This window comes from Streptomyces sp. NPDC006235 (genome assembly GCF_040613735.1).
GTDB lineage: Bacteria > Actinomycetota > Actinomycetes > Streptomycetales > Streptomycetaceae > Streptomyces.
Map to the genome: position 1 here is coordinate 182,007 of NZ_JBEXSR010000007.1, position 13,334 is coordinate 195,340.

The following is a 13,334-nucleotide window of genomic DNA, read 5'->3' on the forward strand; positions in this document are numbered from 1 at the left end:
AGGCATCAGGCGAACCGCCACCTCGTCTGGCTGAACGGCTCCCCCTTACCGAAGCCGAAAACGGTGCGCGGCGCCACCGAGTAGACGGCCGCGTGCCCCGCGCCGTGGTGGAAATAGCCCACCCGTACCTCGAAGTGCCAGAAACTGCCGTACTTCGCCTCCCACGCGGCGGCCAGTTCGCGTAGCCGCCCGTCGTCGGTCACGCGGGTCGCCTCGCCCTCGACCACCAGGTCGTAGCCCTGGTTCCAGGTGTTCGTGCCGGTGGTCAGCACGACGTGCGGGTTCTCGGCGAGGTTCCTGGCCTTGCGTTCTTCCGGGCCCGTGCAGAAGTGCAGGGCGCCGTCCGACCAGACCGCCGGCAGCGGGGTGACGTGCGGGCGGCCGTCCGGGCGCACCGTCGTGATCCAGAACAGTTCGGCGGCCCCGAGCCGCGCCTCGGCCTCCTGCCAGTCGGTCGCGGTGGCCGTCTCGTCGCTGTAGCGGCGGTCCAGACGGGTCTGCGGGTGCATGGTGGTCATGAGCGTCCTCCTGGCCTGTGGCTCCGGTTCTCCCGGCCTGTGGCTTCACAGGTGCAGACCCCGTCCGCACGCCGAACTCATCGGCGCTTCCCCGTCCCGTGCGGTTAGGCTCAAACCCGTAGACCTTGATCCGATGCAAGTCCGAGGAACAGTGCGAGGGAGGCTCGGATGACGGCGGCGCCGGGGCGCAGGAGCAGTACCTTCACGCGGCTGCTGCGGCACGGCTTCACCGACGCCTCCGCCGCCGAGCGGCTCCTGGACAGCGCCGAGCTCGCGCCCCTGCGCGACGACCCGGTGCTGCTGGACGCGCTGGGCGCCACCGCCGACCCCGACCTCGCGCTGCTCGGACTGGTCCGGCTGCTGGAGGCCCAGCCCGAGCCCGGTGCCCGCCGGGAGCTCCTCGACACGCTGATCTCGTCCAAGCCGCTGCGCGACCGGCTGCTCGGTGTCCTCGGCGCCTCCACCGCCCTCGCCGACCACCTCATCCGTCACCCGGACGACTGGCAGGCGCTCGTCATGTACGAGGCCCACGACCTGCACCCCGGGGTGGAGGAGTTCGAGGCAGGTCTCGCGGAGGCCACCGACGCCGTCTCCCTGCGCGTCGCCTACCGGCGCTGCCTGCTGTCCATCGCCGCCCGGGACGTGTGCGGCACCACCGGCGTCGCCGAGTCCGCCGCCGAACTCGCCGACCTGGCCACCGCCACCCTGCGGGCCGCCCTCCGCATCGCCGGGGCGGCCGCGCCCGAGGACGTCGCCCTGTGCCGGCTCGCGGTCATCGCGATGGGCAAGTGCGGCGGCCACGAGCTGAACTACGTCTCCGACGTGGACGTCATCTTCGTCGGGGAGGCCGTCGAGGGCGCCGACGAGACCAAGGCCGTCCGCGCCGCGACCCGGCTCGCCTCGCACATGATGCGGATCTGCTCCGAGACGACCGTCGAGGGGTCCATCTGGCCCGTGGACGCCAACCTCCGCCCCGAGGGCAGGAACGGCCCGCTCGTGCGGACCCTCTCCAGCCACCTCGCCTACTACCAGCGCTGGGCCAAGACCTGGGAGTTCCAGGCCCTGCTCAAGGCCCGCCCGGTGGCCGGTGACCTCGACCTCGGCGCGGAGTACGTCGCCGCCGTCCAGCCGCTGGTGTGGAAGGCCGCCGAGCGCGAGAACTTCGTCCCGGACGTGCAGAAGATGCGCCGCCGGGTCGTGGAGAACATCCCCGTCGCCGAGGTCGACCGCCAGCTGAAGCTGGGCCCCGGCGGCCTCAGGGACGTCGAGTTCGCCGTGCAGCTGCTCCAGCTGGTGCACGGCCGGGCCGACACCTCGCTGCGCAGCGGCACCACCCTCGACGCGCTGAAGGCCCTCGCCGCCGGCGGATACGTCGGCCGGGCCGACGCCGCCCAGCTCGACGAGGCCTACCGCTTCCTGCGCTCCATGGAGCACCGGATCCAGCTGTTCCGGCTGCGCCGCACCCACCTGGTGCCCGAGGACGAGGCCGAACTGCGCCGCATCGGCCGCTCCCTCGGCCTGCGCACCGACCCGGTCGCCGAGCTGCTGCGCGAGTGGAAGCGGCACGCCACCGTCGTACGGCGGCTGCACGAGAAGCTGTTCTACCGGCCGCTGCTCGACGCGGTCGCCCAACTCGCCACCGGTGAGGCCCGGTTGAGCGTCGAGGCGGCCCGGGAGCGCATGGTCGCCCTCGGCTACGCCGACCCGGCCTCCGCCCTGCGCCACCTGGAGGCCCTGGCGTCCGGCGTCACCCGCAAGGCCGCCATCCAGCGCACCCTGCTGCCCGTCCTGCTGGGCTGGTTCGCCGACTCGGCCGACCCGGACGCGGGTCTGCTGAACTTCCGCAAGGTCTCGGACGCGCTCGGCAAGACGCCCTGGTACCTGCGGCTGCTGCGGGACGAGGGCGCCGCCGCGCAGAACCTCGCCCGCGTGCTGTCCGCCGGCCGGCTCGCGCCCGACCTGCTGATGCGCGCCCCGGAGGCGGTGGCGCTGCTCGGCGACGGGGACGGAGGCGGTCTCGAACCGCGCTCCCGCGCCCATCTGGAGCAGGAGATACTCGCCGCGGTGAACCGGGCCGACGGCGCCGCCCAGGCGGTCACGGCCGCGCGCGGTGTGCGTCGCCGCGAGCTGTTCCGTACGGCCGCCGCCGACATCGTCGGCTCCTACGGCACCGAGGAGCAGCCCGTCGAGGCCGACCCGGGCGCCCTGGTGGACCGGGTCGGCGGCGCGGTGTCGGACCTGACGGCCGCGACCCTCGCCGGCACGCTCCGCGCGGTCGTGCGCGACGGGTGGGGGGACAGCCTGCCCACCCGGTTCGCGATCATAGGGATGGGCCGCTTCGGCGGACACGAACTGGGCTACGGCTCCGACGCGGACGTGCTGTTCGTGCACGAGCCGCGCGACGGCGTCGACGAGCGGGAGGCCTCCCAGGCCGCCAGCAAGGTCGTCTCCGAGATGAGCCGGCTGCTCCAGATCCCCAGCGCCGACCCGCCCCTCCTCATCGACGCGGACCTGCGCCCGGAGGGCAAGTCCGGCCCGCTCGTGCGGACCCTCACCTCGTACGCGGCGTACTACCGCCGGTGGGCCCTGACCTGGGAGTCGCACGCACTGCTGCGCGCCGAGCCCGTCGCCGGGGACGAGGACCTGGGCCGCCGGTTCATCGAGCTGATCGACCCGCTGCGCTACCCGGCGGACGGGCTCGCCGACGAGGCCGTGCGCGAGATCCGGCGGCTGAAGGCCCGAATGGAGTCCGAGCGGCTGCCGCGGGGCGCCGACCCCAAGCTGCACGCCAAGCTGGGGCCGGGCGGCCTGTCCGACGTGGAGTGGACGGTGCAGCTGCTGCAACTGCGGCACGGCGCGGCCGAGCCGGGCCTGCGCACGACCCGGACGCGTCAGGCCCTGGCCGCCGCGCGCACGGCCGGCCTCATCGGGGACGAGGACGCGGCGGTCCTGGACGAGGCCTGGGTCCTCGCGACCCGCGTCCGCAACGCGGTCATGCTGGTACGCGGCCGGGCGGCCGACACGTTCCCCACGGAGCCCCGCGAACTGGCCGCCGTGGGACGGTACTTGGGCTACGGCCCCGGCCACGCCGGCGACATGCTCGACGCGTACCGGCGAACGGCCCGCCGGGCCCGGAGCGTGGTGGACGAGCTGTTCTACGGAGTGGCGGAGCGTTAGCGCGGTCACTGCCGGCAGGTACCGGCCCGCACCTCCCTCGCGTGCTTCACGAACTCCGTCAGGCCCACCTCGAACGCCCGGTCCGCCCGGCCCGCGCTCGACGCCGACAGAGCCTCGGCCGGGGAGGTCAGCCACGGCACGAGCGGGCTCTCGCGAGCGGGCCCGCTCGGCCGCTCGTCGGCGTTGACGGGGTTTTCGTCGTCACCGCGCGGACCGCTGCGGCCCGGCTGCCGGGCGGGCGTGTGGCGGCGCCTTCGGGCCGGGCGCGTCCGTGGCCGCCGGTGGCTCATCGGCTATGGCGGTTCCGCCGCCGTGCCGGCCCGTTGCGGCCCGGCGTGGCGGCGAACATCATCGCGCCCTGCCCGCGCGCGGTACCCGACGACCTGTCCGCCGCGCGCCTGGCGGGCGGCGCCTCCCCGGGTCTGATTCGTGATGGCCGGGCCGGTTGGGCACCGCCGGGGCCGACGGCGGTCAGCGCTTGGTGGAGGGTTCCGGGGCGGGACGCCTGCGTGGCCTGTCGGTGTCACGCCTCGGTACGTCTCTCGGCAGGGCGTACGGAAGCCTCCCGTACCAGACACCCGCCACCGCGAAACCGAAGGACAGGCAGAGCACGCCACCGACGGCATCCAGCCAGAAGTGGTTCGCCGTGGCGACGATGACCACCAGCGTCAGCGCCGGGTACAGAAGGCCCAGCACCCGCACCCAGGGGACCGTCGCCAGGGCGAAGATCGTCAGGCCGCACCACGTGGACCAGCCGATGTGCATCGACGGCATCGCGGCGTACTGGTTGGACATGTGTTTCAGGTCGCCGGACGCCATCGACCCCCAGGTCTGGTGGACCATGACCGTGTCGATGAAGTCGCCGCCGTTCATCAGCCGTGGGGGTGCGAGCGGATACAGGTAGTAACCGACCAGGGCGACGGCGGTCGTCGCGAACAGCACCAGGCGGGTCGCCGCGTACCGGCCGGGATGGCGACGGTACAGCCACACCAGCACACCCAGCGTCACCACGAAGTGCAGCGTCGCGTAGTAGTAGTTCATGCCGATGATCAGCCAAGTCACCGAGTTCACGGCCCGGTTCACCGACTCCTCGACGGCGATGCCCAGAGCGTGCTCGGTCTGCCAGATCCAGTCGGCGTTGCGCAGCGCCTCGGCCTTCTGCTCGGGCACGGCGTTGCGGACGAGCGAGTACGTCCAGTAACTCACCGCGATCAGCAGGATCTCGAACCAGAAGCGGGGCCGGCGGGGGGTGCGCAGCCGGGGGAGGAGGCCCCTTCCCGGATCGGCCGCGACCGGGTCCGGAACGGCCGCTTGCCGGCCGTCCAGCGTCGTCACGGTCGTGTCACCCATAGGCACAAAGTCTGCCAGAAAAGCCCTGTTCCCCCGATCATCCCCCGCACTGGTGCGGACCGCATGTTCTGCGGCGAAATCCAGCCGGGAACCTCAGGAGCGAGCGCGGTCCCCGGGCGCCGAAGCGGTCGAACCGCGCACCACCAGTTCCGGCATGAACACGAACTCGCTGTGGGGCGCGGGCGTCCCGCCGATCTCCTCCAGCAGCGTACGGACCGCCGCCTGGCCCATCGCCGGGACCGGCTTGCGGATCGTCGTCAGCGGCGGGTCGGTGAAGGCGATCAACGGCGAGTCGTCGAAGCCGACCACGGAGACGTCCTTCGGAACCTCCAGGCCGCGCTGGCGAGCCGCCCTGATCGCGCCCAGCGCCATCATGTCGCTGGCGCACACCACGGCCGTGCAGTTCCGCTCGATCAGCGCCGTGGCCGCGGCCTGCCCGCCCTCCAGGGTGTAGAGGGAGTGCTGGACCAGCTCCGTCTCGACGGCCTCGGCACCCAGCCCCAACTGGTCCTGCATGGTGCGTACGAACCCCTCGATCTTGCGCTGCACGGGCACGAAGCGCTTGGGCCCCAGAGCCAGACCGATCCGCGTGTGCCCGAGGGACACCAGGTGCGTCACCGCGAGGTTCATCGCCGCGCGGTCGTCGGGGGAGATGAACGGCGCCTGCACCTTCGGCGAGAAGCCGTCGACCAGCACGTACGGCACGCCCTGCGCGCGCAGCCGGTCGTAGCGCTGCATGTCGGCGGAGGTGTCCGCGTGCAGCCCGGAGACATAGATGATGCCGGCGACCCCGCGGTCCACCAGCATCTCCGTGAGCTCGTCCTCGGTCGAGCCGCCCGGCGTCTGCGTGGCCAGCACCGGCGTGTAGCCCTGCCGGGTCAGCGCCTGGCCGATGACCTGCGCCAGGGCCGGGAAGATCGGGTTCTCCAGCTCGGGGGTGATCAGACCCACCAGGCCCTCACTGCGCTGCCGCAGCCGCACCGGGCGTTCGTAGCCCAGCACGTCGAGGGCGGCCAGCACGGACTGGCGGGTGGTGTCGGCGACGCCCGGCTTCCCGTTGAGGACGCGGCTGACGGTCGCTTCGCTCACCCCCGCCTGAGCAGCGATGTCGGCAAGCCGTGTGGTCACAGCACTGGACTGTAGCGGCCGGGGTTCCGCTTGCACACCGACGGGACGCCTGGTGCGGGCCGGCGCACGGCCCGCTGCGGGTTGCTTGGTCATCGCGGTCCCTCGAAGTCGTGGTCGGCGTCCGATCCGCAACGGATGATTCCCTCGGCGGCAACGGATGGCAAGTGCTTGCAGAGTCTTGCACAACTGCCCGACTCCCCGCCCGACAGCCGGAAATCCCCGTTCCGCAACGGTCAGGAGTAGATCCGGATGAGACCCGAAAGAGGTCACGGCGGGGTAACCATCCGCACCGCTTGCAACTTTTTGCTGCAAGGTCTTTCGCAAGTCGTTGCAGCGCGGCTAATCTCACCGACGCCCGGCGGCCAACGGCGCAGTCGGCAGCACGAAACGGGCTTTCACCCTCAAGGAGAACTCATGCGGCGTGGCATAGCGGCCACCGCGCTGGTGGCGTCCCTCGCCCTGGCGGCGACGGCGTGCGGCGGGAGCGACAGCGGCGACGAGGCCGACGGCCCGGTCACCATCACCTGGTGGGACACCTCCAACGCCACCAACGAGGCGCCGACCTACAAGGCCCTGGTCAAGGAGTTCGAGGCCGCCAACAAGGGCATCAAGGTCAACTACGTCAACGTCCCCTTCGACCAGGCGCAGAACAAGTTCGACACCGCCGCCGGTTCCAAGGGCGCCCCCGACGTGCTGCGCTCCGAGGTCGGCTGGACCCCGGCCTTCGCCAAGAAGGGCTTCTTCGCGCCGCTGGACGGCACCGAGGCCCTCGCCGAGCAGGACAAGTTCCAGCCCAGCCTGATCGAGCAGGCCAAATACGAGGGCAAGACCTACGGCGTCCCCTTCACCACGGACACCCTGGCCCTCGTTTACAACAAGGCCCTGTTCAAGAAGGCCGGCGTCGAAGCCCCCAAGACCTGGGACGACCTGAAGAAGGCCGCCGCCACCATCAAGGACAAGACCGGCGCCGACGGCTACTGGGGCTCCACCCAGGCCTACTACGCCCAGTCCTTCCTCTACGGCGAGGGCACCGACACCGTCGACGTCGACGCCAAGAAGATCACCATCACCTCGCCCGCCGCCAAGAAGGCCTACGGCACGTGGCAGAGCCTCTTCAAGGGCAAGGGCCTGCACAAGGCCGACACCACCGCCGACGCCTACGCCCACATCCAGGAGGCGTTCGTCAGCGGCAAGGTCGCCTCGATCGTCCAGGGCCCGTGGGAGATCACGAACTTCTACAAGGGTTCGGCCTTCAAGGACAAGAACAACCTCGGCATCGCCACCGTCCCGGCCGGCTCCACCGGCAAGACGGGCGCCCCGACCGGCGGCCACAACCTCTCCGTGTACGCGGGCTCGGACAAGGCCCACCAGGAGGCCTCGCTGAAGTTCGTGAAGTTCATGACCTCGGCGAAGGCCCAGGAGACCATCGCGCTGAAGAACTCCACGCTCCCCACGCGCGAGGACGCCTACACCGCGAAGGTCAAGGCCGACCCCGGCATCGCCGGCTACCAGGGCGTGCTGTCCTCCGCCCAGCCGCGCCCGGCGCTGCCCGAGTACAGCTCGCTGTGGGGTCCGCTCGACGACGAGCTGATCGAGATCGCGGGCGGCAAGGAGTCCCTGGACAAGGGCCTCGGCGACGCCGAGACCGCCATGACCAAGCTGGTGCCGGACTTCTCCAAGTGACCGCCGCGTGGCCGCCGGATCCCCCGGTCATGGGGGAGGAGGCCCGGCGGCCACCGGCCGCGCCCGAGCCCGGGCGGCTCCCCTCCGAACTCCTTGAACCTCCAGAAGGTGCCGAACCATGACAGTCGTCATCGACCGAGCGACCGGCAAGCGGCGCGGTGAGCGGGAACCGCGGCCCGGGCCGGGCAGCCGGCTGAAGAACGGCTTCCACAAGCACTGGTACGCCTACGCGATGATCGCGCCGGTGGCGGTCGTCCTCGGCGTCCTCGTGCTGTACCCGCTGGCGTACGGCCTGTACCTCACCCTCACCGACGCCACCAGCCTGAACACCGCCCGCACGATCGGCGTCAATCAGATCGACGCCACCTACAAGTTCATCGGCCTGGACAACTACGCCGACATCCTGTGGGGCCCGACGGCGTACGACCGCTTCTGGTCGCACGTCCTGTGGACGGTCTTCTGGACGGCGGCCTGTGTCGCCCTGCACTACGGCATCGGTCTCGGTCTCGCCCTGCTGCTCAACCAGAAGCTGCGCGGGCGCACCCTCTACCGGATGATCCTGGTCCTGCCCTGGGCCGTGCCGACCTTCGTCACCGTGTTCGGCTGGCGGTTCATGCTCGCCGACGGCGGCGTCATCAACTCCGGCCTGGACTTCCTGCACCTGCCGACACCGCTGTGGCTGGAGGACACCACCTGGCAGCGGTTCGCCGCGATCATGGTCAACACCTGGTGCGGCGTGCCGTTCATGATGGTCTCGCTGCTCGGCGGACTCCAGTCGATCGACGCGAGCCTGTACGAGGCCTCCGAGATGGACGGCGCCAACGCCTGGCAGCGCTTTCGCCACATCACCCTGCCCGGCCTGCGGTCCGTCAGCACCACGGTCGTGCTCCTCGGCGTGATCTGGACCTTCAACCAGTTCGCCATCATCTTCCTGCTGTTCGGCAACACCGCCCCGGAGGCCCAGATCCTCGTGACCTGGGCCTACCAGCTGGGCTTCGGACAGCAGCCGCGCGACTACGCCCAGTCCGCCGCCTACGGAATCCTGCTCCTGTCCATCCTGATCGTCTTCACGTCCTTCTACCGCCGCTGGCTGAACCGCAACGACCAGCAGCTCGCGATCTGAGGCAGGAGTCCGACATGAGTACGACCACCCGCCGCCGCGGCGAGCACAGCCGCACGACCTCCCTCGTCTCGCACGCCGTCCTGATCGGCGCGAGCCTGACCGCGCTCTTCCCGATCGCCTGGCTGGTCTTCCTGTCCCTCGGCCCGGACAAGGACGACTACCTCCACCCCGGACGCATCTGGGGCAAGATGGCGCTCGACAACTACGCGTTCGTCCTGCAGGACACCAATTTCTTCCACTGGCTGAAGAGCACGCTGATCGTGGGGCTGGGCACGACGTTCATCGGCGTCGTCGTCGCCGCGTCCACCGGCTACGCGGTCTCGCGCATGCGGTTCCCCGGCTACCGGAAGCTGATGTGGATGCTGCTCGTCACCCAGATGTTCCCGATCGCGGTACTGATCGTGCCGATGTACCAGATCCTCTCGGATCTGCAGCTCATCGACAGCTACCTTGGTCTCATCCTTGTCAACTGCACCACGATCGTGCCGTACTGCGCCTGGCTGATGAAGGGCTATTTCGACACCATCCCGTTCGAGATCGACGAGGCCGGGCGCGTCGACGGGCTGACACCCTTCGGCACGTTCGCGCGGCTCATCCTGCCGCTCGCCAAGCCGGGCCTCGCGGTCGCGGCGTTCTACAGCTTCCTCACGGCCTTCGGTGAGGTCGCGTTCGCTTCGACGTTCCTGCTGAGTGACGACAAGTACACGTTTGCCGTCGGTCTCCAGACGTTCGTGAGCGAGCACGACGCGCAGCGGAACCTGATGGCCGCGACGGCTGTACTGATCGCGATACCGGCTGCCCTGTTCTTCTACCTCGTGCAGAAGAACCTGGTGACCGGGCTCACCGCCGGCGGCACGAAGGGGTGACTTCGCTTGTCGGCCGGCTGCGGGGCCGTCGTGGCCGGTCGCGCCCACGCGGCGGAGCCGCATATCGATAGAGTCCCGCGCCCCTTGGGACGCTGCCGATCCGCCCTCCAGAAGCCCGAGGTGGCCGCGGTGCCCATCCGACCCCGCTGTGCCGCGGCCGCCTCGTCACCCACCCGCCTCACGCTCACATGACCACACCTCAGTTACGCATCAAGGACGACATGAGCCAGCACTCAGCCGCACCTGCCCCCACCCCCACGTCCGCCGTGGCCGTCGCCAAGCGTCGCGACTGGTGGCGGGACGCGGTGATCTACCAGGTGTACCCGCGCAGCTTCGCCGACAGCAACGGCGACGGCATGGGCGACCTGGAAGGTGTCCGCACCCGCCTGCCGTACCTGCGCGACCTCGGCGTGGACGCCGTGTGGCTCAGCCCCTTCTACGCCTCGCCGCAGGCCGACGCCGGCTACGACGTCGCCGACTACCGGGCCGTCGACCCGATGTTCGGCAACCTCCTGGACGCCGACGCGCTGATCCGCGACGCCCATGAGCTGGGCCTGAGGATCATCGTCGACCTCGTGCCCAACCACTCCTCCGACCAGCACGAGTGGTTCAAGCGGGCCGTCGCGGAGGGCCCGGGCTCACCGCTGCGGGACCGCTACCACTTCCGCCCCGGCAAGGGGAAGAACGGCGAACTCCCTCCCAACGACTGGGAGTCGATCTTCGGCGGTCCGGCCTGGACGCGGGTCCCGGACGGTGAGTGGTACCTGCACCTCTTCGCCCCCGAGCAGCCCGACTTCAACTGGGAGCACCCGGCGGTCGGCGACGAGTTCCGTTCCATCCTGCGCTTCTGGCTGGACATGGGCGTCGACGGCTTCCGGATCGATGTCGCCCACGGCCTGGTGAAGGCGGAGGGGCTGCCCGACCTTGGATCCCACGACCAGGTGAAGCTGCTGGGCAACGATGTCATGCCGTTCTTCGACCAGGACGGGGTGCACGAGATCTACCGGCAGTGGCGGCGCATCCTCGACGAGTACTCGGGTGGGCGCATCTTCGTCGCCGAGGCCTGGACGCCGACCATCGAGCGCACCGCCAACTACGTCCGCCCGGACGAGCTGCACCAGGCCTTCAACTTCCAGTACCTCAGCACCCACTGGGACGCCGCGGAGATGCGCGAGGTCATCGACCGCACCCTGGACGCCATGCGCCCGGTCGGCGCCCCCGCCACCTGGGTCCTGTCCAACCACGACGTGACCCGGCACGCCACCCGGTTCGCCAACCCGCCCGGCCTCGGCACCCAGATCCGTCTGGCCGGCGACCGGGAGCTGGGCCTGCGCAGGGCCCGGGCCGCGACCCTGCTGATGCTGGCGCTGCCCGGCTCGGCCTACATCTACCAGGGCGAGGAGCTGGGCCTTCCGGACGTCGTGGACCTGCCCGACGAGGTGCGCCAGGACCCGGCGTACTTCCGGGGCGCGGGCCAGGACGGCTTCCGTGACGGATGCCGGGTGCCGATCCCCTGGAGCAGGACCGGGTCGTCGTACGGCTTCGGCGACGGGGGCAGCTGGCTGCCGCAGCCGGAGGGCTGGGGCGAGCTGAGCGTCGAGGCGCAGACCGGCGCGCCCGGCTCGACCCTGGAGCTGTACCGGGCCGCGCTCGCCGTGCGCCGGGAGCAGCCCGACCTCGGAGCCGGCGCGTCCGTGGAGTGGCTGCGGGCACCCGAGGGCGTGCTCGCCTTCCGGCGCGGGGAGTTCGTGTGCGTGGCGAACACCACCGGCGAGTCGGTGGCGATGCCGGCGTACGGGCGGATGCTGGTCGCGAGCGGGGAGATCGTCCACGTTGACGACGAGGCGAAGGTGCCCGCCGACACCACGGTGTGGTGGACCACCGCCTGATCCGCCCTCTGCTCTGCCGCCTGACTTTCCGTTGAATTTGGCACGGCCCGCTGCCCTTCGGGGCGGCGGGCCCTTACCATCTGCGTCACCGCAAGGTTTCTGAACCTTGCAGCAAGAACCGTCAACAGTCCTTCAACGAAGAAGGAAACCCCACATGGCACGCAGACACCTCGCCGCCGCCGTCGCGCTCGCCGCGGCTGCGGTTGTCATGAACCCGACTGGCGCCCAGGCCTCCCCACCTGGCACCAAGGACGTCACCGCCGTCCTCTTCGAGTGGAAGTACGCCTCCGTCGCCCGCGAGTGCGGCAACACCCTCGGGCCCGCCGGATACGGCTACGTCCAGGTCTCCCCGCCCGCCGAGCACATACAGGGCCCGCAGTGGTGGACCTCGTACCAGCCGGTCAGCTACAAGATCGCCGGCCGGCTCGGCGACCGCGCGGCCTTCCGGAACATGGTCGACACCTGCCACGCGGCCGGTGTGAAGGTCGTCGTCGACACGGTGATCAACCACATGGCGGCGGGCGACGGCACCGGCACCGGCGGCTCGTCGTACACGAAGTACACCTACCCGGGCCTGTACTCGTCGTACGACTTCGACGACTGTACGAGCCGGATCAGCTCCTACCAGGACCGCTGGAACGTCCAGCACTGCGAACTGGTGGGCCTCGCCGACCTCGACACCGGCGAGAACTACGTCCGCGGGGCGATCGCCGGGTACATGGACGACCTGCTCTCCCTCGGCGTGGACGGCTTCCGCATCGACGCGGCCAAGCACATGGACGCCGCCGACCTGGCGCACATCAAGTCGCGGCTGAGCAATCCGTCGGCGTACTGGAAGCAGGAGGTCATCCACGGAGCCGGCGAGGCCGTCCAGCCCACCGAGTACACCGGCAACGGCGACGTCCAGGAGTTCCGCTACGCCTACGACCTCAAGCGGGTCTTCAACAGCGAGAACCTCGCCTATCTGAAAAACTACGGCGAGGGCTGGGGCTACATGAACAGCGGCGTCTCCGGCGTCTTCGTCGACAACCACGACACCGAGCGCAACGGCTCCACCCTCAGCTACAAGGACGGTGCGAACTACACGCTGGCCCACGTCTTCATGCTGGCCTGGCCCTACGGTGCGCCCGACATCAACTCCGGTTACGAGTTCACCGACCACGACGCCGGCCCGCCGAACGGCGGCCAGGTCAACGCCTGCTGGCAGGACGGCTGGAAGTGTCAGCACAACTGGCCGGAGATCAAGTCCATGGTCGCCTTCCGCAACGCCACCCGCGGCGAAGCTGTCACCGACTGGTGGGACAACGGGGGCGACGCCATCGCCTTCGGCCGCGGCGGCAAGGGGTTCGTGGCCATCAACCACGAGCCGGGCTCCCTGACCCGGACGTACCAGACGTCGATGCCTGCGGGGACGTACTGCGACGTGCAGAACAACACGACCGTGACGGTGAACTCCAGCGGGCAGCTGACGGCCACGCTGGGCTCGAACACCGCCTTGGCGATCCACGCGGCCACACCGCGCTGCTGAAAATTCTTTCCAGCAGTTGCAGGACTCTTGCTGAAAGTGTTTCGGCGGCGATACGTTCGCGCGGGGTCGGAC

At 70.3% G+C, this 13,334-nt stretch carries 10 protein-coding genes; 6 read left to right on the top strand and 4 right to left on the bottom strand.

Annotated elements, in window-relative coordinates:
• Positions 1-5: 5 nt before the first annotated feature.
• A complete protein-coding gene (locus ABZ192_RS11830) occupies positions 6-518 on the bottom strand; it encodes a pyridoxamine 5'-phosphate oxidase family protein (protein ID WP_356924344.1) in 513 nt (170 codons plus the stop codon).
• Positions 519-686: 168 nt separating this feature from the next.
• Here ABZ192_RS11830 and ABZ192_RS11835 point away from each other — a divergent pair, with 168 nt between their 5' ends.
• Positions 687-3,695, top strand: coding sequence for a bifunctional [glutamine synthetase] adenylyltransferase/[glutamine synthetase]-adenylyl-L-tyrosine phosphorylase (locus tag ABZ192_RS11835; RefSeq protein ID WP_356924345.1), 3,009 nt, complete (start codon positions 687-689; stop codon positions 3,693-3,695).
• A gap of 5 nt (positions 3,696-3,700) precedes the next feature.
• On the opposite strand, the gene ABZ192_RS11840 is transcribed toward ABZ192_RS11835, so the two are convergent.
• The 3 genes from ABZ192_RS11840 to ABZ192_RS11850 form a co-directional block, all read right to left on the bottom strand.
• A complete protein-coding gene (locus ABZ192_RS11840; RefSeq protein WP_356924346.1) occupies positions 3,701-3,985 on the bottom strand; it encodes a hypothetical protein in 285 nt (94 codons plus the stop codon).
• A 181-nt stretch (positions 3,986-4,166) separates the two neighbouring features.
• Positions 4,167-5,045, bottom strand: coding sequence for a phosphatase PAP2 family protein (locus tag ABZ192_RS11845; protein WP_356924347.1), 879 nt, complete (start codon positions 5,043-5,045; stop codon positions 4,167-4,169).
• Positions 5,046-5,138: 93 nt separating this feature from the next.
• A complete protein-coding gene (locus ABZ192_RS11850; protein ID WP_356924348.1) occupies positions 5,139-6,173 on the bottom strand; it encodes a LacI family DNA-binding transcriptional regulator in 1,035 nt (344 codons plus the stop codon).
• 414 nt (positions 6,174-6,587) lie between these two features.
• On the opposite strand from ABZ192_RS11850, the gene ABZ192_RS11855 reads away from it, so the two are divergent.
• The 5 genes from ABZ192_RS11855 to ABZ192_RS11875 all read left to right on the top strand — a co-directional run bounded on the left by ABZ192_RS11855 (position 6,588) and on the right by ABZ192_RS11875 (position 13,262).
• Positions 6,588-7,856: an extracellular solute-binding protein gene (locus ABZ192_RS11855; RefSeq protein ID WP_356924349.1), complete on the top strand. Its 1,269-nt coding sequence runs from the start codon at positions 6,588-6,590 to the stop codon at positions 7,854-7,856.
• Between the two features lie 118 nt (positions 7,857-7,974).
• The gene (locus ABZ192_RS11860) at positions 7,975-8,979 is read left to right on the top strand and encodes a sugar ABC transporter permease (protein WP_356924350.1); all 1,005 of its coding nucleotides are present in this window, start codon (positions 7,975-7,977) and stop codon (positions 8,977-8,979) included.
• A 14-nt stretch (positions 8,980-8,993) separates the two neighbouring features.
• Positions 8,994-9,845, top strand: coding sequence for an ABC transporter permease subunit (locus ABZ192_RS11865; protein WP_356924351.1), 852 nt, complete (start codon positions 8,994-8,996; stop codon positions 9,843-9,845).
• A 221-nt stretch (positions 9,846-10,066) separates the two neighbouring features.
• The gene (locus ABZ192_RS11870) at positions 10,067-11,734 is read left to right on the top strand and encodes a glycoside hydrolase family 13 protein (RefSeq protein WP_356924352.1); all 1,668 of its coding nucleotides are present in this window, start codon (positions 10,067-10,069) and stop codon (positions 11,732-11,734) included.
• Between the two features lie 154 nt (positions 11,735-11,888).
• Positions 11,889-13,262, top strand: a complete 1,374-nt coding sequence (locus ABZ192_RS11875; protein WP_356924353.1) for an alpha-amylase family protein — start codon at positions 11,889-11,891, stop codon at positions 13,260-13,262.
• The last annotated feature ends 72 nt before the right edge of the window (positions 13,263-13,334 follow it).

Excerpts from the sequence above, each read along its gene's own strand:
- ABZ192_RS11830 (WP_356924344.1), bottom strand. The coding sequence starts at position 518 with ATGACCACCATGCACCCGCAGACCCGTCTGGACCGCCGCTACAGCGAC.
- ABZ192_RS11835 (WP_356924345.1), top strand. The coding sequence starts at position 687 with ATGACGGCGGCGCCGGGGCGCAGGAGCAGTACCTTCACGCGGCTGCTG.
- ABZ192_RS11840 (WP_356924346.1), bottom strand. The coding sequence starts at position 3,985 with ATGAGCCACCGGCGGCCACGGACGCGCCCGGCCCGAAGGCGCCGCCAC.
- ABZ192_RS11845 (WP_356924347.1), bottom strand. The coding sequence starts at position 5,045 with ATGGGTGACACGACCGTGACGACGCTGGACGGCCGGCAAGCGGCCGTT.
- ABZ192_RS11855 (WP_356924349.1), top strand. The coding sequence starts at position 6,588 with ATGCGGCGTGGCATAGCGGCCACCGCGCTGGTGGCGTCCCTCGCCCTG.
- ABZ192_RS11860 (WP_356924350.1), top strand. The coding sequence starts at position 7,975 with ATGACAGTCGTCATCGACCGAGCGACCGGCAAGCGGCGCGGTGAGCGG.
- ABZ192_RS11865 (WP_356924351.1), top strand. The coding sequence starts at position 8,994 with ATGAGTACGACCACCCGCCGCCGCGGCGAGCACAGCCGCACGACCTCC.
- ABZ192_RS11870 (WP_356924352.1), top strand. The coding sequence starts at position 10,067 with ATGAGCCAGCACTCAGCCGCACCTGCCCCCACCCCCACGTCCGCCGTG.
- ABZ192_RS11875 (WP_356924353.1), top strand. The coding sequence starts at position 11,889 with ATGGCACGCAGACACCTCGCCGCCGCCGTCGCGCTCGCCGCGGCTGCG.